Here is a 24000-nt window from a genome sequence, read left to right on the forward strand (position 1 = left end):
TCCGTCCAAAGCGACCATTATTTCAAACAGACAGGGAATGCGTAGAGATGGCTTTTTAGATTAATAATTCCGTTAACGTTCGGTATAGGCCAAATCCTGCTCCCGCAACCAGCGATACAGAACGGCCCGATGCAACTGCTTCCGAGGCCGTTTTTTGTTGTCCCAACGCCAACAAGCCGGCCAGTTCCCCAACAAGTTCAATTGCAAGTTCACCACTCTCCGGGATCAGACGTATCTCCGAGAGGAGGCTGCGAATGATCATTCCCGCCTCTGGCCGGGTCGTTGGGACATTCAGGGCTTCTGTCAGATTGGAAACTTTGGCCCTATATTGATCAGACAGACCGGGATGCAAAAGAACTGGGTTCTCTGGTTCCATGTCGGCTAGGTCTGCCGCCAATTTGGCCTTGCGGTGCGTCCGTCGTCAGGGATTTTGGGACAGATTGGTGCCTGAGGTAAGAGAGGATCTGGCGCATCTGTTTGGTTTGATTATGCGGCGGATTTGCGGTGAAGCAAGCGCCGCGTTTCGATGGTTTTCTGTTTGATCCTTTCTCGTTGTTTCAGAATGGTCTGTCCGCGTCCGAAGTAGACATCAGCGGGCGTGAGGTTTTGGAGGCTCTCGTGATAGCGCCGGTGGTTGTAGTGATCGACAAAGGCGTCGATCTGCTGCTGAAAGTCGCCGGGCAGATAGTAGTTCTCCAATAAGATGCGGTTCTTGAGAGTCTGGTGCCAGCGCTCGATCTTGCCTTGGGTCTGTGGGTGATATGGCGCGCCTCGAATATGATCCATTTTCTGATCTTCCAGCCATTCGGCAAGCTCACCAGAGATGTGGCTGGACCCGTTGTCGCTGAGCAGCCGCGGTTTGTGCAGCACGGTTCCTTCAGAGCCAGGTCCTTGATCTTCTCACGCATCGGCTGCGGAATGCGGTTCCAGACCCGTGATGGCTTGGGACTACGATCCTTAAGCGCCTCAGGACCACCCGACAGATACCGGTCATACCAGCGATAGAAGGTGGTCTTCGGGATGCTCAGCTTTTCCAAAGTGCGCTTGGTCGGGAGATGCGAACCTTCGACGAGGCGGATGATCTCCAGTTTTTCGGATGCAGCCTTCTCATCGCTGCAAGCAGCGAATGCCGGGTGACAGATACCTCATTCGTCGTCGCCCCCATCCGCGATCATGCTTTTTTTGAGCAACCGCAGTTCAAGAGCCTGTTCGGCAACCACTTCCTTCAGATCGCGTGCCTCGCGGCGCAGATCTTTGACCTCGGTCGATGTCGCTGCACGGGCCGTGTCGCCTGCCAGGCGTTTCTTGCCGGCTTCAAGGAACTCCTTGGACCAACTGTAGTAGAGGCTCTGGGCAATGCCTTCACGGCGGCACAGCTCTGAAATACTGTCTTCGCCCTTCAGGCCGTCCAGCACGATCCTGATCTTCTCTTCAGCCGAATACTGTTTGCGGGTCGCACGGCGAATGTCCTTTATGACCTTCTCACCGTGGCTCTGCTTGGTTCCGGGTTTCTTTCTCATCTCCACTCCTTGGCAGTTACGATGAGCCAGAAACCCTCTCTTATCAAATCACCCTAAACTGTCCCATTGGCGCTGACGTTAGACATTTTGTGAGCGGCCCACAGCCGCCATCCATCGATACGGCGAATTGCTGCGTTCGCATTCCGCCTTGCAGGCATTCGAATTGCGTCAGACTATCCGAAGCGCTGGTTCCTGAAACACAGCAAAAAAATGTAGCATTTTATCAGAATACTTTTACCTTGTGGTCAAATTTGGGGGAAGATGAATGCTCGACGTCATCATTAGACAAGCCCAACTGCCGGATGGCCGAGGGCCGTTGGATATTGCGATCAAGGGTGACCGCGTCGCAGAAATTGCCCCCAAGATCAAGGCCGAGGCAGGCGAGGACATTGATGCGGCTGGGCGATTGGTTTCGCCCCCGTTTACCGACCCGCACTTCCATATGGATGCGACCCTGAGCCTTGGAACGCCTCGCATGAATGCCTCGGGCACACTATTGGAAGGCATCGCGCTTTGGGGTGAGCTAAAGCCTCTGCTGACACCCGAAGCAGTAATTGAGCGCGCCATGCGATATTGCGACCTTGCCGTATCGCAGGGATTGCTGGCCATCCGTTCGCATGTGGATGTTTCATCCACACCTTTGGTTGGCGTTGAAGCGCTGTTGGAGGTCCGCAAGCAGGTCGCTCCCTATATTGATCTGCAACTGGTAGCATTCCCGCAAGATGGCCTTTACCGCGCAGAGAATGCAGAAAAAAACTTGATCCAAGCCCTTGATATGGGTGTCGATGTAGTGGGCGGTATCCCTCATTTTGAGCGTACGATGTCGGAAGGTGCCCGGTCGGTCAGGAGACTGGCCGAGATAGCGGTGGACCGAGGCCTGATGCTGGATTTGCATTGCGATGAAAGCGACGATCCAATGTCGCGCCACGTGGAAACCTTAGCCTATGAGACCACGCGCCTTGGGCTTGGCGGGCTGGTGACAGCAAGTCATGTCACCGCGATGCACTCGTATGACAACTACTATGCATCGAAGCTCATACCTCTGATCGCAGAAAGCGGCATGAACGTGGTGCCCAACCCGCTCATCAATATAACGCTGCAAGGTCGCTCGGATACCTATCCGCGTCGTAGGGGGCTGACCCGAGTGCCAGAGCTGCGCGCGGCGGGTGTAAATGTCGCCTTCGGACAGGATTGCACGATGGACCCGTGGTATTCGCTTGGCTCCGCCGACATGTTGGAAGTGGCTCATATGGGCGTGCATGCCGTGCCGATGACATCCCGCGAGGCGATGGAGTGGGCGTTTACGTCCGTTACTCAGAATGGTGCCAAAGCAATGGGCTTGCCCGACCCGACGATCCGCGAAGGCGGCCCTGCCAATATGGTAGTGCTGCAGGCGCAGGACCCGATTGAAGCAGTTCGCATGAAAGCCACCCGGCTTGCCGTTATCAAAAACGGAAAGGTGCTGGCCCGCACAGAACCACGAATGGCCGCGCTTTCTTTGCCTGGCCGTCCCACGACCCTGGATCCCGCAGATTACGCGCCCAGGCCCAATACTTAGGAAGCTCATTAACAAGAAGAATTGCCACCAACAGAAGAGGATCTACCAATGAAACTCACCACAACCCGCCGTCAACTGATGGTCGGCGCTGCGGCCACGCTGGCCCTGCCGGCTTATATCCATCGCGTGAACGCGCAATCTGCGATCCGCGTCGCCGGAGTGCACATGTCTCCGGTTGAAAATGCATGGAACAGCCGCATTCACCTGGCGATGCAGGAAGCCGCCGACGCTGGCCTGATAGAGTATGAGTTTTCAGAAGGAGTAGCGCCGACCGACTATCCCCGCGCGATGCGCGAGTATGCCGAGGGAGGTGCGCAAATCATCTGGGGTGAATCTTATGCTGTGGAGCGTGAAGCACGCGAAGTGGCGGGTGACTACCCCGACACCGCGTTTCTGATGGGGTCTTCCGGTGGGCCAGAAGGCGACAACTTCGGTGTCTTTGGCACACGCAACCACGAGGCAGCCTATCTGGCTGGTATGCTCGCGGGTCATATGTCCGAAAGCAATGTCTATGGTTCGGTCGGGGGTTATCCGATCCCCGAGGTGAACCTTTTGATCAATGCTTTCCGCATGGGCGTAAGCGAAGTGAACCCAGACGCCACCTTCGTCAACGGCTTTATCGGTGCATGGTTCGATCCGGCCCGCGCACAAGAGGCTGCGATTGCCCAGATTGATGCGGGTGCAGACATTCTGTTTGGTGAGCGCATTGGCACTGCGGATGCGGCCCAAGCGCGAGGTGTGAAGGCGATCGGTTCGCTTATCGATTATACCCCGCGATACCCGGGCACGGTTTTTGCCAATGCAATCTGGAATTACGGTCCCACAATCGAGGCCATCGTGGCGGATGTTCAGGCCGGTAATCCAACAGGTCGTAACTACACGGAATATTCCTTTATGGCCCATGGCGGCAATGAGCTGATTTATGTCGCCGATGAAGTGCCTGCCGACGCCATCCCGGGGATGGAGGCCAAACAGGCCGCTATTCAATCCGGTGAATGGGACGTTCCGATTGACGAAAGCGAGCCCTCCTGATCCCGAGGGCTTTGACGTGACCGATGCCACAGCTCTTGCAGCTGCCATCACGGCAGGGCAGATCTCTGCCTGCCAACTGATGGAGTCCAGCCTTGCCGCCTGCCACGCACGGGCAGATTTGGGGGCCGTGGTATATCTGGACGAAGATATGGCCCGCGATGGGGCAAAGGTTGCAGACGCTTTGCCACCAGACCAGCGCGGGCCATTTCATGGGGTTCCGTTTTTGGTGAAAGACCTCGGCAGTTTCGCAAAAGGGCTGCCTGCGGCGGCAGGATCCGCGGAGATCCGTGCGCAATGTCGTAAACCCGATAGTGACAGCCACCTGCTGCAAAGTCTTCGCCGAACCGGCCTGATCCCTTTCGGCTTGACCGCAACACCTCCCTTTGGCCTTTCCCTGACATGCGAACCCGATGGCATGGCGGCGACCCGCAATCCATGGAACCCTGCGTTGACACCCGGTGGTTCATCCGGTGGCGCCGCAGCCGCGGTTGCAGCTGGTATTGTTGCAATTGCTCATGCCACGGATGCAGCCGGGTCCATCAGGGTTCCCGCTGCGTGTTGTGGCTTGACCGGGCTCAAGCCTTCTCGTGGCGCGGTGCCCGGAGGCCCTGATTTTGCCAATCACCTGATGGGCATAGCGTCTGAACTGATCCTTTCGCGGTCGGTCCGCGATGTGAAGACTGCCTTTGACGCGGTAGCCCAGCCCATGGCCCCGGTAAATCTGCCAGAACGCCCCCGCGTCGCATTGGCATTGCCGGAGCGTTGCGGTGCCGACCAGTGCAAGGCCGCGAAAAGTGCTGCCGACGCGCTGCGCGATGCAGGCTGTGAGGTGTGCGATATTCGTGCCCCCGACCGATTGGGGGATGAGGCACACGCAATCGCCCGAACCATACTTGCTGTTTCCTTGGCCGAGTGGCTGACTGCGCTCAGGATCTCTGATGATAAGATTCCACCGCTTGCCGCGACCATGGCTGCCGAGGGCCGTGCGACACCGGCCACAGCGCTTTTTGCGGCCTCACGACAGCTCGCACGTCTGACAAATCGATCTCGCAAGCTTTTTAAGTCTGCTGATGCCGTCCTGATGCCGATCCTCTCGTCTGCACCGCCCGTTGTAGGCACTTTGGATCTGTCCGGCACCTCCCCAGACGATCACATGGCGCGGCTCAAGGCTTTTGCCCCGAACGCCGCACTTGCAAATGTAGCGGGCTTGCCAGCTTTGGCGCTGCCTTTTGGCATGGCAAATGGTCTTCCACTCGGCGTTCAACTGATTGGTCCCCCTGGCTCGGATTTTGCGCTGCTGAAACTTGGCGCACTTGTCGAAGACCGCGCGCCCGCAATCACTTTTCCGCACCCAATCGCAGGCCTGCCCGCATGACCAAGGTTCTGGAACTAAACGGCATTACCAAGCGTTTCGGAACGCTTACCGCAAATGACGATGTGACCCTGACACTAGAAGACGGGGAAATTCTTGCTCTGTTGGGCGAAAATGGTGCGGGTAAGACGACGCTGATGAATATCCTGTTCGGCCATTACGCAGCCGATAAAGGCTCGGTCAGGGTGTTTGGAAAAGAGCTGCCCCCAGGCCTGCCGCGTGCAGCGATCGAGGTGGGTGTGGGGATGGTACACCAGCACTTCACGCTTGCGGGCAACCTCACGGTTCTGGAAAACGTCATGCTTGGTTCCGAACCCTTGACGCGCGCGCGTTCCGCTCGTGGCGAGGCGCGCAAAAAGCTGTTGCAGATCTCTGAGCGGTTCGGCTTGCCTGTGAACCCCGAGGCCAAGGTTCGGACGCTTTCCGTTGGTGAACGTCAACGGGTCGAGATTCTGAAAGCACTCTATCGCGACGCACGTATTTTGATTTTGGATGAACCGACTGCCGTTCTGGCCCGGCCCGAGGCGATGCGCCTGTTCGAAACGCTGCGTGATATGACAAAAGAGGGCCTCTCGCTTATTTTCATCAGCCACAAGCTGCATGAGGTCATGGCAGCCTCTGACCGTGTGGCGGTGCTTCGTGGCGGCAGGATAGTCGCGGAACGCAAAACACCCGAAACCACACCAGAAGAGTTGGCGGAACTGATGGTTGGCCGCAAGGTTGAGCGTCCCGTACGTCAAGACCATGAGATTGGAGCGCCAGTCCTGATCGCAAAGGACGTGAGCGTGGAAGAAGACGGTGATTTGCGGCTGGATGATGTGTCTTTCGCTGTCCATGCCGGTGAAATCCTTGGTATCGTCGGCGTTTCAGGCAATGGTCAGTCCTCCCTCGGTGCGCTGCTGTCAGGATTGGCACACCCAAGTGCGGGTCAGTTAACACTCTTGAACGAAGATATCAGCCATCTGGGTCCGCGCGGCATGATCCGCGCGGGCGCAGGCAGGGTGCCTGAAGACCGGCACGCAGAAGGCGTTGTGGGCGAATTGAGTTTGTGGGAAAACGCGGTGCTTGAGCGCTTGCGCACACCGGGATTTTCGCACCGCGGCTTTGTTCGACAACGCGCCGCCCGGGAATACACTGCGGGGCTGATAGAACGTTTTGATATCCGCGGCGCCAGCCCCGACACGCGAACAAGGCTGCTGTCCGGCGGCAATATGCAAAAGCTGATCCTTGGCCGGGTTCTGACCAATGGGCCGCGTTTTGTGCTCGCAAACCAGCCAACGCGTGGTCTTGATGAAGGTGCAATTGCTTCAGTTCATGCCGAGCTTTTGGCAGCACGGGCCGAAGGTGCCGCAATCCTGCTCATCTCAGAAGAATTGGAAGAAGCTGTAGCCCTGTCAGACCGAATACAGGCCATCGTAAAAGGTCGCTTGTCAGAATCGATATCGACTGATGAAGCCGACCCACAACGCCTTGGCCTGATGATGGCAGGTGTCTGGAAGGAAAATGATGATGCGGCTTGAACGACGCTCACATGTGCCGCTGCATCTTGCGATCATTGCACCACTGGCCGCGATCTTTGCTGCATTGCTTTTGGCCGCCGGTCTCATCGCTGCTGCTGACGTAAATCCGCTAACGGCTTATGGCGAAATGGTGAATGGCGCATTCGGCTCGCGCCTTTCCATCGCCGAGATGTTGACCCGCGCCACTCCGCTTATCTTTACGGGGCTTGCCGCAGCTGTCGCCTTCCGAGCGCGGCTTTGGAACATCGGGGGCGAGGGACAGTTCTTTGTTGGGGCGCTAATCACCGCTTGGATCGGTCATTCACTCGGGGTTCCAGGGTGGATAGGTATTCCGATCTTGATGTTGGCGGGCATGGCGGCAGGCGCGGCCCTTTTGGCAGGACCTGCCTTTTTGCGCTTACGTTTCGGCGTGGATGAGGTGGTGACAACCCTGCTGCTCAACTTCATCGTGATCCTTTTTGTTGGCCTCATGATTGAGGGCCCTTTGCGCGATCCGCTGGCCTTTGGGTGGCCCTCTTCGGTGCCCGTAGACGGGGATTACCGCCTTCCGGATTTGATCCCCCGTACACGTCTCCATATCGGGCTGCTTGTTGCTATCGCAGCGGCAAGTGCTGTTTGGCTGATCCTTGCGCGTACTGTTTTTGGCGCTGAAACACGCGCTGCAGGCTTAAACGCCAGTGCCGCTGCCTTTGCCGGAATTTCTCTGCCCCGAACGATCATGGGTGTTGCCTTGCTTTCGGGCGCGCTGGCAGGGCTTGCCGGGTCTGTCGAAGTCTTGGGGGTCACTGCGGGGGTCACCACCACTATGAGCCCAGGATTTGGTTATGCAGGCATTGTCGTCGCCATGCTCGCCGCTTTGCATCCGGCCGGAGTGGTCGCTGCCGCTGTATTCGTCGCCACAGTCTTTGTCGGGGCCGACGCCATGAGCCGTGCGACGGGTGTACCCAGTTTCATTGCCGATGTGATCGTGGCGCTGTGCCTGCTCACCATGATCGTGGCCCTTCTTTTCACAACCTACCGGGTGCGCCGATGAGCGATGCAATTGATCTGCTGCTGAATACCAGTCTTTGGGCTTCCGTGCTGCGTATTGCGACACCGCTCATATTTGGTGTTCTTGGTGCGTTGCTTTGCGAACGTTCGGGCGTGCTCAATCTGGGAATCGAGGGGATCATGACCATGGGGGCGATGAGCGGTTGGCTTGTCGTCTACATGGGCGCGCCATTGCTTGCAGGCCTCATTTTTGCAGCGTTTTGCGGCGCGGTGATGGGATTGCTTCATGCTATGCTGACAGTTCCACTTGGGCTTTCGCAACACGTCTCAGGGCTGGGCATAACGCTGTTTGCATCCGCTTTAGCCTATTACCTGTACAGGTTACTTGTTGAGGTGGGAGATCTGCCTCCTACGATCGAGGCTTTTAAGCCGCTCGATTTTCCGGTCCTGTCAGATATTCCCGTTCTGGGACCGATCCTTTTTAACCAAGCTTTGCCGACCTATCTGGCGCTCACTGCGGTGGCTGTGATGGCCTATGTTCTTGCCCGTACGCCTTTGGGGTTGGCCATTCGTATGACCGGAGAGAACCCTCATGCGGTTGAGGCGCAGGGGCTGAACCCGATCCGTATCCGTATCGGCGCAGTTGTTGTCGGGTCAGCTTTGATGGCGGTTGGCGGGGCCTTCCTGACTACAACGGCGTTCAACAGCTTTTTCCCGGGCATGGTGCAGGGGCGCGGTTGGATCTGCATCGCATTGGTAGTCTTCGCTGGCTGGCGGCCCGGTAAGGCTTTGATTGGCGCGATGTTGTTCGCTTTCTTCGATGCCTACCAACTGCGATTGCAGACAACGGTTGAGGGTGTGCCATATCAGTTGTTCCTCATGGCACCGTATGTACTTTCGATCGTTGCGCTGGTCCTTGTCGCCCGCAGAGCCGAAGTCCCAGCGGCGTTGATGGCACCCTACCGACGCGGCGAACGTTAGTGGCATATTTTCGAACATATTGGCCAGGAAACGATAAAATCATCAAAATAAACATCTACTCGACCAGACAATGAAGAGTTGGGCACGAGACCTTAACCACATTCCGAAAAACTCTTGACACTATCTATATATTAACGCTCCGGCGTCATTCAGTCGCGCAGATTGAAATCCGGTCTCAAGGCTACTTGAGTCTGCTTCCTAATATTCGACATGACAGGCTCACGCACGCAGCGAATGGCCGGTTTCCGCCCGACCTTCGAATACTGGTCGGGCGAAGCGCCATGCTGATCGTGTCTGCTTTGGGCTGACTGCTGTCCTCCGGACTAAAAATGCGGATGGCCGCAAAGTCTGCTCCTTGATTGCCGAAACCGAGCGCAGCGAAAGGGTAGTATAGATTTAGCTGATTTTCTCACCGATGAGTGACCGAAAACGAAAAACCCTCTGCGATGCTACAAACCGTGTGCCGCACCTGCGAGCAAATGCTGCGTCAGCAAACACCCGAAAGGGCAACGGTAGCTTAGTCCGGAGGGTGTGTGAAAACTCCCCTATTTTGACCGGACTGATGGTATAATTTCCGTATTCGGTACGGAGGTTGTTGATGACGCAATTTATCGAGGGTCTGGACCGGCAGCAGACGATGTTGCTGCCCGAATGTCTGGACGATTATGTTGATGAGAACAGTCCTGTCCGTGCCATTGATGCCTTTGCAGACCTGCTTGATCTTGCGGTGCTGGGATTCAATGCGATGCCAGCGGCAACTGGACGGCCTGGCTATCATCCTGGCTTGTTACTTCGGATTTATCTTTACGGGTATTTGAACCAGATCCAGTCATCGCGTCGTCTGGAGCGCGAGTGCGGTCGCAATCTGGAACTTGTCTGGCTGACGGGTCGGTTGAAGCCGGACTTCAAGACGATTGCCGACTTTCGGAAAAACAACGGCCCCGCGATCCGCAAGGTGTGCCAGCAGTTTGTCGCGCTATGCCGCAACATGAACCTGCTCGATGGGGATGTGGTTGCCATTGACGGTAGCCGGTTCAAGGCGCTGAACTCCAAGGCCAAGAATTACACGCGCGGTAAGCTGCGCCAGAAGTTGGTGAGATTGACAAGGCAATCGAGCGCTATTTGGGTGAGTTGGATCGCGCCGACGAAGTGTTTGAACAGACCGGCACGGTGCTGCCAGAGGCCCGCATGGAACGCACTTTGAGAAAGTTAGAGCATCCGCAAAAGGAGGCGGTGCGCTACAGATCAATCGGGCAGCGCATGGATGAGACCGGCGAAACCCAAGTCTCACTTAGTGATCCTGATGCCCGATCCATGGCAACAACGGCCCGGATGCCCCGCATTGTCGGCTACAATGTTCAAACGGCCGTCGAAGCCAATCACCACCTGATCGTTGCGCATGAAGTAACAATGCTTGGGTTCGACCGGGATGCCTTGTCGATGATGGCCGCGGCAGCAAATGATGTCATGACGACAGATCAGCTCACAGCAATCGCGGATAAAGGTTACTACAAGAGCGAGGAGATTGTCGCCAGCGAAGAGGCTGGTATCTCGGTTGTCGTTCCCAAACCCATGACATCAAACGCCGCTGCACGCGGTCAGTTTGACAAGGCTGACTTCGCATATGACAGCGGCAAGGATGTCTATGTCTGCCCGGCAGGCAAGCAACTGACCTACAGATTTACCGGCCAGCAAGACGGCAAGGCCATCAGAGCGTATTGGTCTGGGGCCTGCGCCGATTGCGTCATCAAGGACAAATGCACGGCCAGCAAGGAACGGCGCGTGCGTCGATGGGAGAAAGAGGATGTGCTTGAGCGAGTACAAGAAAGGTTGGACGCAGACCCAGCCCAACTGGCCGTCCGCAGCATGACCGTCGAGCATCCCTACGGCACGATCAAATCATGGATGGGCGCGACGCACTTCACGATGCGCAGGTTGAAAAATGTCGCCACCGAGATGGCGCTGCACGTACTCGCCTACAACATGACCCGCGTGCTGAAGATCATGGGCGTACCAGCGATCATCGCAGCTATGAACGCGTAAGAGCCCTCGTTTGCCCTGAAATTTGCGCCCAAATGGCCCTATCCGTCTCAGATGGCTTCCGCCGACCTCACAATCCATCCTGTCCATCAAAATGATGATCCCAAGCCAAAAAGGACACAAAAGTCAAAACCGATTGGACGCTCCGAGATCAACCAAGTTTCCACACACCCTCTCCGCTCAGCGGAAGTCTAGTCGTAGAAACTATGAAGTCCGCTTGGCGCTTCAAATCTGACATCTCAATTGCGTTCGGCAACGGTGGTTGTGCCCTCCCGCAACCATTCTTCTAGGCCGAATATCAAACACTTAGCCTCGCAACCCGCGGGGCGTTTTGCATTGGAACTTTGGCGCGGGAAGCACCGTGGAAGCAATAGGGGTTAGAAAACTGCGCAGCTGGTCCCCAACAGTATTTTGCGTCACCTCAGTACAAGGTCCTCAAGTTCAGGCATCAGAACAACGCTTTCCTGTTCGTTTGGGTCCGTGCGTGCGATAACTGCAACTGCGGGTTCATTCCCATCGTTGAACGGAAGGTGCGGAGTGTTTGCCGGTATATAGATCAGGTCTCCTGCTTGCGTTTCCATAACGTGTTCCAGCCTGTCGCCCCAATGCATCTTCGCAGACCCGGAAATCACATAAATCGCGGTTTCATGTGTCTCATGTTTATGCGCCCTGGCGCGCCCTCCGGGCGGGACCGTAAGCAGATGCATGCAGATAGCCTGGCTTCCCACCGTCTGTCTGGCGATGCCTTCGAAGTAATCGAACCCCTGTTTCCCGGAATAGGTTTCGCCAGGGCGCAGTTTCACACAATCCGCCATTTAGGTGTTCCTTCCTAAGACTTGAGCGAGATAATGATACGCCAGCTTCGCTACGAAACGTAGGGAAATCACAGGCGGGTTGCGGGTGGAGAAACTTATGAGCCAAATAAACGAACCGCATGCCGGGGGATACGGACTGAAAAACATAAGGATAAAGAAAGCCATATTCGCGGACGTTACTCATACCAAACTGTGCACGTAGCCATTTCAGGTCCGCACCTCGAACAACCCCCTCCAAAATCATCCCTGTTGGGCGGCCACATGGCGTGTTGCCAGTGAAGAACCTTGGAAAGATTGCATTATCTCGGGTCAGAAAAAGGGTCCGGAGGGGTGTTCAATCGCAGATGCCGTATGAATGCCCGTGCAATCCTTGGAACCGGTTTTTGATCCGAAACCACAAAATGGCCTCGATACCGCATTGGAGATTCAAATCGGACAAATGTTAGGTCGGGAGATCGGTAATGGTAGACGGGAAAGGGATTGATAACAGACAGCCCCAATCCTTCGCGCGCCATGTCGGCAGCGGCAAATGAGGTTGAAACTTCGGCAACGATCCTCGGTTTAGCGCGCACCTGTTGAAGCAACCGGTCCAGCTGCCCGCGCCGCCCGTGTCGATATGTCAGTGCGATCAACTCTTGCTCATGCAAGTCTGAAGGCGTCAGAACGGTGCGTTCAGACAGAGGATGTTCAGGGCGCATGACGCAAACGGCTGGTGACTCGCGAAATGGAATAAGTTTGATGCCAGCGCGGCTTTGTTCAATCCCGGTCACGGCAAGATCAAATCGATTCTCAAGCACGCCTAGCGTGACCATATCTGATGTTGTCACCTCAAGGTTTACGAAAAAACCGGGATTCCCGCGAATGAAACTGGCGATGAGGGAAACGATGTATCGATGAGCGTAGCTGGGTGGTGCAACGAGACGCAGTGTTTCTTGCACTGTTTCGCCCGGGCCATCGATCCTGTCCAAAGCCTCGAACAAAGGATCCAATCGCATATTCAGCCTTACGGCTTCTTGCGTCGGTCGCAATCTGCCTGCATCCCGTTCGAACAGTGTTCTACCCAACCGATCCTCCAGGCTGCTGACCGAGCGACTGACCGCAGACTGAGACAAGCCGAGCTGTCGTGCGGCGGCTGCTGTTGTTCCAGACTGCATGAGCGCACGGAGCGCCTGGTATTCCGGCAAAGAATGCCAGTTGCGAGGTTTCTTCATTGCTGGGCACCCGCATGATTCCGACTAGCTCTATGAGTAAAACTCATCAAGATTTTTTACAATTATGATGATTACGTCTGTTAGCGTGTGTCGAAATGACACTAACCTGGGTAAAGTGAGTTTGAGCACCTCCCCTCTTATCATTGATGGGCACAATGATGTTCTGTCAAAACTGGCCTTGTCAGGTGGTCTGCCCGAAGCGGGCCGTTTCCTGACCGGGCTCGAAGGTGCGATTGACTCTGTTAAATCCAAGGCCGGTGGATTTGGCGGAGGCTTCTTTGCCGTTTGGGTGCCTTCGCCTATTGATGCCGATGCAAAAATGGAAGAAATGGTCCAGCCCACCTATGACCTGCCGCTTCCCAATCATATTGACGCTGAAGATGCTCTGCCCTCAGCGCTGGGGCAGATTGCGATCCTGCTGGAACTGGAACGTTTTGGGGCGTTGAAAGTGGTTCGATCGGTTTCGGATATCCGGAACAGCATGGCGCAAGGCCAGATGGCGGCCATTTTTCACATTGAGGGCGCCGAGGCGATTGATGCCGATCTGCATTCGCTTGACGTGTTTCATGCAGCGGGGTTGCGATCGCTTGGGCCAGTGTGGAGCCGACCCAACATTTTCGGCCATGGTGTGCCGTTTAGATATCCATCGGGGCCGGATACTGGCCCTGGATTGACAGATCATGGACTGCGGCTTGTGCAGCGTTGCAACGCGCTGGGGATCATGCTGGATTTGTCGCATCTCAATGAAAATGGTTTCTGGGATGTAGCGCGGTATTCGGATGCGCCTTTGGTCGCCACGCATTCGAATGCCCATGCCATCTGTCCGCACGCGCGGAATCTGACCGATGACCAGCTTCGCACCATCGCGGAAAGCGACGGGATGGTCGGGTTGAATTTTGCCACTGCGTTTCTGCGCGAGGATGGTCGGATGCTTTCCGATGTGCCGTTGACGCAGGTTCTGAAGCACCTTGACCACCTGATCGGGATAATGGGTGAAGACCGGGTCGGGCTTGGGTCCGATTATGACGGGGCAGTCGTGCCGGACGACGTGAAGGACGTCTCGATGCTGCCTCGATTGAGGGATGCCATGGTGACCCATGGATACGGCGAAGAGCTCATCAAGAAGCTCTGCCACGAAAACTGGTTGCGTGTTCTTGAGAAGACCTGGGGATCGTAACCGTTAGTGAAGACTTGATGACAGAGAGGACAAAATGAACGCATTTAACAGATTGCTTACCGGTGCGGCGCTGGGATTGGCGCTGGCCGTGACCTCGACTTCGGCAATGGCCGAAACGCCGCCGAACATGCTGGTTATTGCGCATCGTATCGACGATATCACGACGCTGGATCCGGCCGAAAGCTTTGAGTTTGCGGGTTCGGATGTCAGCCGGAATGTCTATCAGAAGCTGGTGAACTTCGACCCGCTCAATCTGGATGCCGGCTATCAGCCCGACATCGCTGAAAGTTGGGATGTGTCTGAAGACGGCAAATCGATTACCTTCAATATCAGGGAAGGACTGACCTTTCATTCCGGGAATCCGGTGACGGCCGAAGATGTTGAATTTTCACTGCGTCGTGCGATCATTCTAAACAAGACCCCGGCATTTATCCTGACCCAGTTTGGGTTCACGCCGGAAAATGTCGAACAAACGATTGTCGCGGATGGCAACACTCTGACAATCACAACGGACAAACCCTATGCGACATCCTTCGTTCTGAACTGTCTGACCGCTACCATCGGCGGCATTGTCGATAAGAAGACGGTGATGGAACACGACAAGGATGGCGATCTGGGCAACGAATGGCTCAAGACCAATACTGCTGGATCTGGTGCTTATAGCCTGGTCAGTTGGAAGCCCAATGAAAGCGTAACACTGAAGTCGAACCCTGATTTCTACTTGGGTGCTCCGGCCATGGAGCGTGTGGTTGTCCGCCACGTTCAGGAAAGCGCCAGCCAGCGCCTGTTGCTGGAACGTGGTGATATCGATGTCGCGCGCAACCTGAACCCAGAAGATGTTGCCGGCGCTTCATCTGTTGCCGGCGTAAAGATCGCAGACGAGCTTAAGGGCCGCCTGATGTATGTTTCGCTGAGCCAGAAACACCCCGAGCTTAGCAAGCCTCAGGTTCGGCAGGCGTTCAAATATCTGGTTGACTATGAAGGGATGCGTGACAGCTTCCTGAAGGGGCAATACACGATCCACCAAAATTTCCTGCCCCAAACCTATCTCGGTGCCTCTGACGAAACGCCGTTTAGCTTTGATGTAGAAAAAGCCAAGGCCCTGCTGGATGAAGCAGGTGTAAGCGGGCTTGAGATTGAAGTTGGTGTACGTGAAGCGCAGGAACGGATTGAAATTGCCCAGTCGCTGCAGAATGCGCTGAGTCAGGTTGGCATCACGATGAACATCACCGTGGGAACCGCCAAACAAATTCTGGCGCGGTATCGTGCGCGGGAACTGGATGTTTATCTTGGCGCATGGGGGCCGGACTATCCCGACCCGCAGACGAACGCAGGTACCTTTGCCTATAACCCGGATAACTCGGACGAAGCCAATGCCACAGGATTGCTGGCATGGCGGAATTCTTGGGATACCGGCGGGCTGACCGACAAAACGGACGCGGCTGTTGTCGAAAACGACACCGCGAAACGCGCTGACATGTACAAGGAAATCCAGGCCGAGTTCCGCGAGACTTCGCCGTTTGTCATCATGTTCCAGCAGATCGAGCAATCGGCCCTGCGTGAAAACGTGACGAATTTCTCAACCGGTCAGGCGATAACTTCGGCGTCGTATTGGCAGGTGACCAAGTAAATGGCACTGGCCGAAAGACCAACTGAGGGGCGCCGCTCGGCGCCTCTTATCCATTGGATCAAGAGTATCCTGAAAACTATTGGCACCATCGCAATTACAATGCTGGGTCTGCTTTTCGTGACCTTCATCATCGGTCGCGTGATGCCGATCGACCCGGTGCTGGCGATCGTAGGCGAACGCGCATCGCAATCGACTTATGATGCGGTCTATCAACAGCTTGGCCTTGATAAACCGCTGCTGGTTCAGTTTGGATATTACCTTTGGGATGTTTTGCACGGCGATTTTGGCGATTCACTTCTGAATGCGCGCCCGGTTTCTCAGGATATTGCCCGCGTCTTCCCTGCTACGCTGGAATTGGCGACATTGGGTGTTTTGATTGGCATATTTCTGGGTGTTCCGCTTGGTGTGATCGCCGCAGTCAAGCGCGGATCTTGGATCGATCAGATCGCCCGTGTGGTCGCGCTTGTCGGGTATTCAATGCCAATATTCTGGCTGGGGCTCATGGGGCTTTTGGTCTTTTATGGGATACTTGGCTGGGTCGGTGGCCCGGGCCGCCTGGATATCTTCTATGAAGACCTTGTTCCCACGCGAACAGGGTTGATCTTGCTTGACAGTGCCTTGGCCCAGGATTGGGATGTTTTCCGGAATGCGTTGTCCCATATCATCCTGCCCGCAGCTTTGCTGGGGTACTACTCGCTTGCCTACATTAGCCGGATGACCCGATCCTTCATGCTGGAACAGTTGTCAGCCGAGTATGTCATCACTGCCCGCGTCAAAGGGCTGTCTGAAAGGCAGGTTATCTGGCGCCACGCCTTCAAGAATATCCGAGTGCAGCTGATCACAGTGATCGCACTGAGCTATGCCAACTTGTTAGAAGGATCAGTTCTGACCGAGATCATCTTTAGCTGGCCGGGGATCGGCAGCTATATCACGACGGCTTTGCTGAGCGCCGATATGAATGCCGTTCTTGGAGGAACCGTTGTGGTCGGGCTGATCTTTATCTGCCTGAACATATTCTCGGATCTTCTTTACCGTTTCTTTGATCCGAGGTCGAAATGAGCGACATGACCTTGCGCCAGTGGCTGCTGACCGACGAGCCGACTTCGCGCCGCCATGCCAGATTGGCCAGCTTCTACAAAGGCTGGCTGACTTTGCGATCAAACTCGATGGCAATGGTCGGGTTTGCGATCCTTGTCATCCTTGTTCTGACAGCGGTCTTTGCGCCTTTTCTCGCGCCGCATGATCCCTTTGTTCAGAGCCTGTCCAGCCGTCTTCTTCCCATCGGGGCTGAAGGGCACTTGCTGGGAACCGACAGCTTGGGGCGGGATATTCTGTCACGCCTGATCTATGGGGCCCGAATTACACTGTACATCGTGGCGCTGGTGGCGCTCATCGCACCGATTGCGGGGCTTCTGGTCGGGACGGTTGCGGGATATGTGGGGGGATGGACGGATGTGATCCTCATGCGCATCACGGATATTTTCCTCGCTTTTCCACGACTTGTTCTGGCGTTGGCGTTTGTCGCTGCGCTTGGGGCAGGGATTGAAAACGCGGTTCTGGCAATCTCGCTCACGGCATGGCCGCCCTATGCGCGTATGGCGCGTGCAGAAACCCTGACCATCCGGTCAACCGACTATATCAACGCGATCCGCCTTCAGGGTGCCGGGCCGCTGCGCATCATCACCCGGCATATCTGGCCACTGTGCATCTCATCTTTGATCGTGCGGGTCACGCTGGATATGGCCGGGATCATCCTGGCCGCCGCCGGCCTTGGTTTTCTGGGGTTGGGGGCACAACCTCCAAGCCCGGAATGGGGTGCCATGATATCCGAGGGTCGACGTTTCATCCTTGATCACTGGTGGGTGGCCACGGTGCCGGGGCTAGCAATTTTCACGGTTTCGCTGGCCTTCAACCTGTTGGGTGACGGCCTGCGGGACGCGCTTGATCCAAAGGACGGTGGGCAATGAACTTACTCGACATCGAAGATCTGTGGGTTCGTTTCCCAACCCGTCAGGGCGTGTTTGACGCCGTGCGTGGCGTGTCGTTTTCACTCGGGCGCGAGCGTCTGGGGATCGTCGGCGAAAGCGGCTCGGGCAAGTCGATGACGGGACGGGCCATTCTGCGCCTGATCCGAAATCCGGGTATCGTCGAGGCCAAACACATCAATCTGGAAGGCCGAGACCTGATGAAGCTCAGCGAGCGCGAGATGCGTGAGGTGCGAGGCAAGCAGATCTCGATGGTGATGCAGGACCCCAAGTTTTCTCTGAACCCGGTGGTCACGGTTGGCGAGCAACTTATGGAGGCATACCTCCAGCACAATTCCGGCTCTAAGGCCCACGCGAAAAAGATGGCTATCGAGATGTTGGATAACGTCTCAATCCGTGATCCTGAGCGGGTGATGCGAGCATACCCGCATGAGGTGTCTGGGGGTATGGGGCAGCGCATTATGATTGCGATGATGTTGATTCCCAATCCCAAGATTCTGATTGCCGACGAACCAACTTCGGCGCTTGATGTCAGTGTTCAGCGGCAGGTGCTGAACATCATGGATGGATTGGTCAAGGAACGGGGGATGGGCCTGATATTCATCAGCCACGACCTGAATCTGGTGTCTGAGTTCTGTGACCGTGTCCTCATCATGTATTCTGGTCGGATCGTCGAGGTCTGCGAGGCTGACAAGCTGCATCAGGCCAAACATCCTTATACCCAGGGCTTGCTAAACTCGCTGCCGCGCCTTGATGAAAAATGCACCCACCTGAGTGTTCTCACACGCGATCCGTCTTGGTCCGAAGCCCCGAGCGTGAGGGGCTGAAATGAAGGCACTGGAAATCAACCATCTGAATGTCTGGTTTGGTCACGCGCACGACCGGGTCGATGCGGTGAAAGACGCAAACCTTGAAGTCGCGCAGGGCGAGAGTTTTGGCCTTGTTGGCGAAAGCGGTTCCGGCAAGTCGACAATTCTGAGGGCAATAACGGGGCTTGCACCGCAATGGTCGGGCACAATCCGCGTAGAAGGTCAGGCTATATCCGGGTCCCGGCGGGATCGGTCATTCTTTCGGACCGTCCAGATGGTGTTTCAGGACCCCTACGCGTCTTTGCATCCGCGGCACACTGTTGATCAGGTTCTCAGTGAAACAATTCATCTGCATGGGTTTGGAGATATCGATAAACGCGTGAGCGATTTGCTCAACAACGTCGGACTTGGGCGAAGATTCCGGTTTCGGTATCCACACCAGCTTTCCGGTGGTCAACGACAACGCGTGGCAATCGCAAGGGCCTTGGCAGGTGAGCCGGACATTTTGCTTTTGGACGAACCCACGTCGGCTTTGGATGTCAGCGTTCAGGCCGAGGTGCTCAACCTGCTGACTGACCTGCGCAAACAGCGCGGATTGACCTATCTGATGGTATCTCATGATCTTCCGGTTATCGCACATATGTGCGAGCAATTGGCAGTTATGAGAAATGGTGAAATAGTTGAGGTCATGTCCTCGGAAACTCTGCGTTTGGGGAACCCAAGCCACGAGTATTCCAAGCAATTGTTGACCGCCTCTGTTGCCCCAAACCAGTAGCGACTTCGTTAGAAGCGGGATTTATCCTACGTATGATCAGTTCGGGTGACGCACGACAGCGGCCTTTAGCATTTCCTGTGTGAACGCATCCTGTGATTAATAAGGACCGTGTTGGCGGTACAGCGATCGAGATATTGGAAAAGGCTACAAATTGTGCAACCGTGAAGTATGCAGGTAATGCAATATAAATTCTGGCAACGAGGTCACTGATGAAAAGCAAGGTGCAATACTTGGCGATAGCGTTTGCGTTACTGATCGCACCGCCTATTTCAGCCCAGCAATCTGACTGGTCTTTTGCGGGCACCGCTTATCTGTTCATGGCCGAAACGGATATTTCCCTTAGAACACCAAGTGGAACAATCGACGGCACGTTGAGTTTTTCAGACGCTCTCGAAAACCTGGACTTTGCGTTTATGGGCGGCATTTCCGCGTCTAACGGGCGCTGGTTGTTGCTTGCTGACTATAACTACACCGATTTGACGTTCAGTAATTCAACTCCCGGCCCAGCGTTTTCGAGTTTGGACACCTCCGCCACCACGCAATTTCTCAGCGGCTATGTCGGATACCGTGTTTATGAGACACCCGCGATCAGCGTGGCCCTTGCCGGCGGGTTCAGGTGGTTCAGCACGGAAACCACATTCCGATTGCAACCGGGGATCGTCGCCGGGCGAAGTGTGACGATCGACGACAACTGGACTGATCCGGTCGTCGCTGCCCGCGCACGAGTTCGGATTTCTGACAAATGGTCAGGGACCGGATTTGTAGATTACGGTGGATTTCGGAGCGGTAGCGAAACCTGGCAAGTTCTGCTGACCGCGGATTATGAAATCAATGACAGATGGCTGATCCGGGGCGGCTACCGCTATATCTCCTTTGATCATGAGATCAACGGCAATGATTTCAGGTTTGACCAGTCAGGCCCGTTGCTGGGGGCAACATACAGGTTCTGAAAACGACGTCGGGCGCATCCTTTGATACTAACCTGTTACGTGTTGCGGGTTGGACGATGACTTGGGGAAACGGATGGCGCTCGGATGGTGCCTGGCCATTGCGGATCGTGTTGACCAATTCTATGGGCCTGTCACGGAATTGTGCCGACCCTTTTACTTGGTATTTTGCCAAAATGGCGTGACATCATGGCATCAAAACCAACTCCGCAATTTCGCGCTGAAGCGGTGCGTGTAGCATTGCCGTTCGAATGTCAAAAAAGTGTTCGACAGCGGTGTTCCGTTGGCACCTGTGTGGAATAACCCCGTCAAATTAGTTGCCCAATAAGCGGGCGAGTTTTACCCGATCAACTTTGGATCTGTGGCGCTTGTCCATTGGCATCTTCCTCACGTGGGTCACTTTGGCAATGCCAATATCCTTCGCCAGCCTGGCCCAGTTTGACAACTGATGCGCGTCACCTTCTCCTGTCTTTGAACTTCCGCTCGTGAACTCGGCGGGCCATCACTTCGAAGGTGATATCCTGCCCGTCGCCCGCTCTGGTATGCGCCCTTGGGTTACCGCCCGTAGCGGCCACGCGTCGTAATTCGAAAGCCTTGGCACGAGCATCAGCCAAAGAGATGACATTGGCCGACCCAAGCCCATAATCGCGCCGCCGCTTTTTGACGGTGATGCGAAGGAGCCAGCGCCGCGCACCCGAGCGATCCACTTCCAGATATAAACCGCCGCCGTCCGTGTGCCGACCGGGCGGCGCAGTCTTGACGAATGCCGCAGAGAGTCGTCGTTCAAGGTGAGGCCCCGGCTTCTTGCCTGCGGGCGTCTTTTCAAAGTGTGAACCGTCCATCTGTTCTACCCCACAAATTACCCCACAATTTCTTATGGGTGGATTGAGGCCAGATGTTGGGCAACCTATGACAAAACCGTGGAAACCTAGTGGTTTGGGCTTCCGAACACCTCGAAAAGAGGGGTTTCTGGCGGAGACGAAGGGATTCGAACCCTCGAGACCCTTCCGGGCCTACTCCCTTAGCAGGGGAGCGCCTTCGACCACTCGGCCACGTCTCCGCCGACGGGTATATCCGTGCAAGCAACGGATATACAAGGTCAATTCCGCAGTGTTTAGATTTTTTTACAGATCCATCCGAACTCTTTGAAATAGAACGGAATCGCACCGGCTTGCATCCGCCATTGGTACGAACTGGTTCACTTTCTTCCGGACTGATGCAGTTCGCAATGTCTTTAGAATCGCGGGCCTTGCCTGTGGCATCAGGCCTGGTTTGCGAGATTCTGAGACGTGGCAAGTCTACAGCGGCGTTCAAGTGCTCGGTTGGCTTTGCAACGTGAGACCGGGTCACGGTTTTTTGCATGATAGCGTTCTGTACGCCGGCGTGAAGCTGGCAACTTATTGAAAAAAAGTAGAAAACACATTCCCTTTTTGGAAGTCACGATCCGGTAACGCCGTGATGCGATTCGTTCTGGTGTCGATGAGGAGAACATCATGTCGCAACATACCGTTCCGTCTGAACCATGGCAGAACCCTTATGAAGCCCATCAAAAGGTAGGCCGGGGTCGACGCCGTTTGAGTGTGTTGGCGCGTTCCTCTCAGGAGGTTTTCAAGGATCACAACGGTGAATCGGACCTTTTTGAAGGAACATGGCCGACGAATTTCTCGAAGGGGTTGCGTCATGACGTAAACGGAATTGTCGACGCGCAGGTCTATACCGAGTTTCTGGAAGAAGTGGCTGATCCGACCTGCACCGACAATTTTGGCAATCGGTTGGCGTTGTTCGACATGCCAGCCTATTCCGGGCCCTTCCGCACCGCGCCATCAGAGGGTGGTGAATTTAGGTGGCGTGCGTGGGAAGGGCCAATCCTGGGCCACCGGCTTGGTCTCAACGGATGTGACGCCGGGGGTTTGGGTATTGCCCCCGCGCCCCGGCTTGGCTCGGATGAGCTGGCGGCGGAGATGGCCGAGATCTACGCGATGGCCATTCTGCGGGATGTACCGTTCGAATCCATCAGGGATGGTGCCGGTGATGCGGCCAACGTGGCTGGTGCCCTTGGTCAGTTGGAATGGTTCCGGCGCGATGGCAGCCCTCGGGAAGCCGATGGCGCTGAGATTGGAAAGGTTTCGGCGGCGCGGCGGGTTCGGGATGGTGGCGGCCTGACCCCTCAAACCCTGTTTCGTGGTTGCTCGCAGGGCTGTGCGCAGGGGCCGTATCTGTCGCAGTTCCTGGTACAAGGCCACGATCCACTGACAGCAGATCAAGCGCGCCGGCAGAAGCATAAGCTGACGCAGGCAATGGCCGCCGGGCCTGTTCCCTTCGGCGCTTTGAGGATCGACCAGAAGATCTTGCCGCAGGCGGCGGGCGTGGACTATCTGCGGGATTGGGCTGAGTGGCTGGACGTTCAGAACGGGGCGGACACGACGGCCGAACAAGCCTTTGAGAGCGACGGAACGAAATTCATTGAAACACCGCGCGACCTTGCCTCTTACGTGCATTTTGACAGAATTTATCAGACTTTTTTCAATGCCTGCCTGCTGATGCTTGGACAGGGCACTCCGACAGACGAAGGTCTGCCTGACGATGGATATGCCGGTGTGCGTGATCCTGGCTCTGCCTGGGGCGGCGCGCATGTTTTGTCCCTGCTGACGGAAGCCGGGGCACGGGCCCTGAGGGCCGCGAAACGTCAGACGTTTCAGGTGCACAATCGTGCCCGGCCTGAAAAGCTGGGCAGTGTGACGAGTTTGATGGCAAACGGTCACGGCGCAACTCTTGGCGCGGCCGAGCCTTTTGCCGCGGCTCATCTGAGTAAACTCGAAGCTGCGGCAAGCGAAGGTTTCAGTCTTATGGATGCAATCGCCGCCTCGCCTTCGGTGAAGAGGTTTGCGCATAACGCCATTTCCCATAAGGGCCTGCCGCGAAATGACCGTAACTTGCTGCTGCCGGTTGCTTATCCCGAAGGCTCGCCAATGCACCCGTCTTATGGGGCGGCTCATGGTGCCGTTGCCGGGGCATGCGTCACTGTGCTCAAAGCTTTCTTCAGAACGCACGCTTTGGATGGATCACGGGTGTCTTTGGCTTCGGCCGGTCTGCCTCGGGTCCTTGTGCCAGCTGCGGGGGGTAAGACCCTGATCGACACGACCCGACCGGAAGACAGTGCAGACTGCCTGACGCTGAATGGCGAGTTGAACAAGCTCGCTGCGAATATTGCACTTGGGCGCAACTTGGCGGGCGTTCATTTCTACAGCGATTATTTCGACAGTATCCGGATGGGTGAGCGTATCGCGGTCGGCATTTTGGCAGAACATATGGCAAAATCACCGACGTCATCGAAAGTGTCGCTTGAGACTTTTGACGGCGATCATCTCAGCATCTTGGGTAATCGGTCTTCTGGCAGTGAAATCCACGTTGCCAATAGTTCGCCTGAATTGTGGTGGACCCGCCACCTGCCAGAACAGGCAGGTTGGGGCGGATGAAGTTTCAATTTTTTTCGGAGGGAGATTTTTCATGATGCTTCCGTGCCCGTCAACGATGATGATCTCTCGAACCAGGCTGGAACTGCCGTGGCAATTATTGATGGCAGATCAGCCCTGCATTTCAGATACGGATCGGTGTTCGGTGATGGCTGTTTTTCAATC

General features: G+C 55.8%; 18 protein-coding genes, 1 tRNA gene and 2 pseudogenes. 15 read left to right on the forward strand and 6 right to left on the reverse strand.

The features are described 5' to 3' along the window. Positions 1 to 55 precede the first annotated feature (55 nt). Both ACR0BF_RS08040 and ACR0BF_RS08045 read right to left on the reverse strand, forming a co-directional pair. A complete protein-coding gene (locus ACR0BF_RS08040) occupies positions 56 to 262 on the reverse strand; it encodes a hypothetical protein (protein WP_480624641.1) in 207 nt (68 codons plus the stop codon). Positions 263 to 486: 224 nt separating this feature from the next. After that, a pseudogene (locus ACR0BF_RS08045) lies at positions 487 to 1520 on the reverse strand (integrase core domain-containing protein). A 265-nt stretch (positions 1521 to 1785) separates the two neighbouring features. On the opposite strand from ACR0BF_RS08045, the gene ACR0BF_RS08050 reads away from it, so the two are divergent. From ACR0BF_RS08050 to ACR0BF_RS08080, 7 genes and pseudogenes are all read left to right on the forward strand, one after another. Next, positions 1786 to 3078 carry an amidohydrolase family protein gene (locus tag ACR0BF_RS08050; protein WP_480624642.1) on the forward strand — a complete coding sequence of 431 codons (1293 nt, stop codon included), beginning with the start codon at positions 1786 to 1788 and terminating at the stop codon, positions 3076 to 3078. A 48-nt stretch (positions 3079 to 3126) separates the two neighbouring features. Then, positions 3127 to 4110, forward strand: a complete 984-nt coding sequence (locus ACR0BF_RS08055) for a BMP family protein (protein WP_480521503.1) — start codon at positions 3127 to 3129, stop codon at positions 4108 to 4110. After that, entirely contained in the window at positions 4088 to 5485 is a 1398-nt protein-coding gene (locus tag ACR0BF_RS08060; protein ID WP_480624643.1) for an amidase, read from the forward strand. Before ACR0BF_RS08055 ends, ACR0BF_RS08060 begins: the two co-directional genes overlap by 23 nt. Beyond that, entirely contained in the window at positions 5482 to 7002 is a 1521-nt protein-coding gene (locus ACR0BF_RS08065; RefSeq protein ID WP_480624644.1) for an ABC transporter ATP-binding protein, read from the forward strand. The genes ACR0BF_RS08060 and ACR0BF_RS08065 overlap by 4 nt, the downstream gene beginning before the upstream one ends. Then, positions 6992 to 8035 (forward strand): ABC transporter permease, encoded by a 1044-nt coding sequence (locus ACR0BF_RS08070; RefSeq protein WP_480624645.1) that lies wholly within the window; start codon positions 6992 to 6994, stop codon positions 8033 to 8035. Before ACR0BF_RS08065 ends, ACR0BF_RS08070 begins: the two co-directional genes overlap by 11 nt. Beyond that, positions 8032 to 8973 (forward strand): ABC transporter permease, encoded by a 942-nt coding sequence (locus tag ACR0BF_RS08075; protein WP_480521495.1) that lies wholly within the window; start codon positions 8032 to 8034, stop codon positions 8971 to 8973. Before ACR0BF_RS08070 ends, ACR0BF_RS08075 begins: the two co-directional genes overlap by 4 nt. Positions 8974 to 9571: 598 nt before the next feature. Beyond that, positions 9572 to 11016 (forward strand): annotated as a pseudogene (locus ACR0BF_RS08080) (IS1182 family transposase). A gap of 413 nt (positions 11017 to 11429) precedes the next feature. Here the strand turns inward: ACR0BF_RS08080 and ACR0BF_RS08085 are convergent. Then, entirely contained in the window at positions 11430 to 11828 is a 399-nt protein-coding gene (locus tag ACR0BF_RS08085; protein WP_480604605.1) for a cupin domain-containing protein, read from the reverse strand. A 299-nt stretch (positions 11829 to 12127) separates the two neighbouring features. Then, a complete protein-coding gene (locus ACR0BF_RS08090; protein WP_480624646.1) occupies positions 12128 to 13039 on the reverse strand; it encodes a LysR family transcriptional regulator in 912 nt (303 codons plus the stop codon). A 121-nt stretch (positions 13040 to 13160) separates the two neighbouring features. Here ACR0BF_RS08090 and ACR0BF_RS08095 point away from each other — a divergent pair, with 121 nt between their 5' ends. The 7 genes from ACR0BF_RS08095 to ACR0BF_RS08125 all read left to right on the forward strand — a co-directional run bounded on the left by ACR0BF_RS08095 (position 13161) and on the right by ACR0BF_RS08125 (position 20365). Beyond that, positions 13161 to 14216, forward strand: coding sequence for a dipeptidase (locus ACR0BF_RS08095; protein ID WP_480624647.1), 1056 nt, complete (start codon positions 13161 to 13163; stop codon positions 14214 to 14216). Positions 14217 to 14250: 34 nt separating this feature from the next. Further along, complete coding sequence (locus ACR0BF_RS08100) at positions 14251 to 15846, forward strand: ABC transporter substrate-binding protein (RefSeq protein WP_480474887.1); 1596 nt, start codon at positions 14251 to 14253, stop codon at positions 15844 to 15846. Further along, on the forward strand, positions 15847 to 16905 hold the full coding sequence (locus tag ACR0BF_RS08105; protein WP_480474888.1) for an ABC transporter permease: 1059 nt from the start codon (positions 15847 to 15849) through the stop codon (positions 16903 to 16905). Further along, positions 16902 to 17813: an ABC transporter permease gene (locus ACR0BF_RS08110; protein WP_480474889.1), complete on the forward strand. Its 912-nt coding sequence runs from the start codon at positions 16902 to 16904 to the stop codon at positions 17811 to 17813. Before ACR0BF_RS08105 ends, ACR0BF_RS08110 begins: the two co-directional genes overlap by 4 nt. Then, complete coding sequence (locus tag ACR0BF_RS08115; protein ID WP_480624648.1) at positions 17810 to 18658, forward strand: ABC transporter ATP-binding protein; 849 nt, start codon at positions 17810 to 17812, stop codon at positions 18656 to 18658. Before ACR0BF_RS08110 ends, ACR0BF_RS08115 begins: the two co-directional genes overlap by 4 nt. A 1-nt stretch (position 18659) precedes the next feature. Next, positions 18660 to 19415 carry an ABC transporter ATP-binding protein gene (locus tag ACR0BF_RS08120; protein WP_480624649.1) on the forward strand — a complete coding sequence of 252 codons (756 nt, stop codon included), beginning with the start codon at positions 18660 to 18662 and terminating at the stop codon, positions 19413 to 19415. A gap of 209 nt (positions 19416 to 19624) precedes the next feature. Then, positions 19625 to 20365, forward strand: coding sequence for an outer membrane protein (locus tag ACR0BF_RS08125; RefSeq protein ID WP_480474891.1), 741 nt, complete (start codon positions 19625 to 19627; stop codon positions 20363 to 20365). 452 nt (positions 20366 to 20817) lie between these two features. Here ACR0BF_RS08125 and ACR0BF_RS08130 read toward each other — a convergent pair whose 3' ends face one another. Both ACR0BF_RS08130 and ACR0BF_RS08135 read right to left on the reverse strand, forming a co-directional pair. Beyond that, entirely contained in the window at positions 20818 to 21204 is a 387-nt protein-coding gene (locus ACR0BF_RS08130; protein WP_480604607.1) for an Arm DNA-binding domain-containing protein, read from the reverse strand. 128 nt (positions 21205 to 21332) lie between these two features. Further along, a tRNA-Ser gene (locus ACR0BF_RS08135) sits at positions 21333 to 21422 on the reverse strand. Between the two features lie 433 nt (positions 21423 to 21855). Between ACR0BF_RS08135 and ACR0BF_RS08140 the strand changes: the two genes are divergently transcribed. Continuing rightward, on the forward strand, positions 21856 to 23838 hold the full coding sequence (locus ACR0BF_RS08140; protein WP_480624650.1) for a phosphatase PAP2 family protein: 1983 nt from the start codon (positions 21856 to 21858) through the stop codon (positions 23836 to 23838). Positions 23839 to 24000: the final 162 nt, after the last annotated feature.

The sequence above is a fragment of the Ruegeria sp. AG7 genome (genome assembly GCF_056541545.1).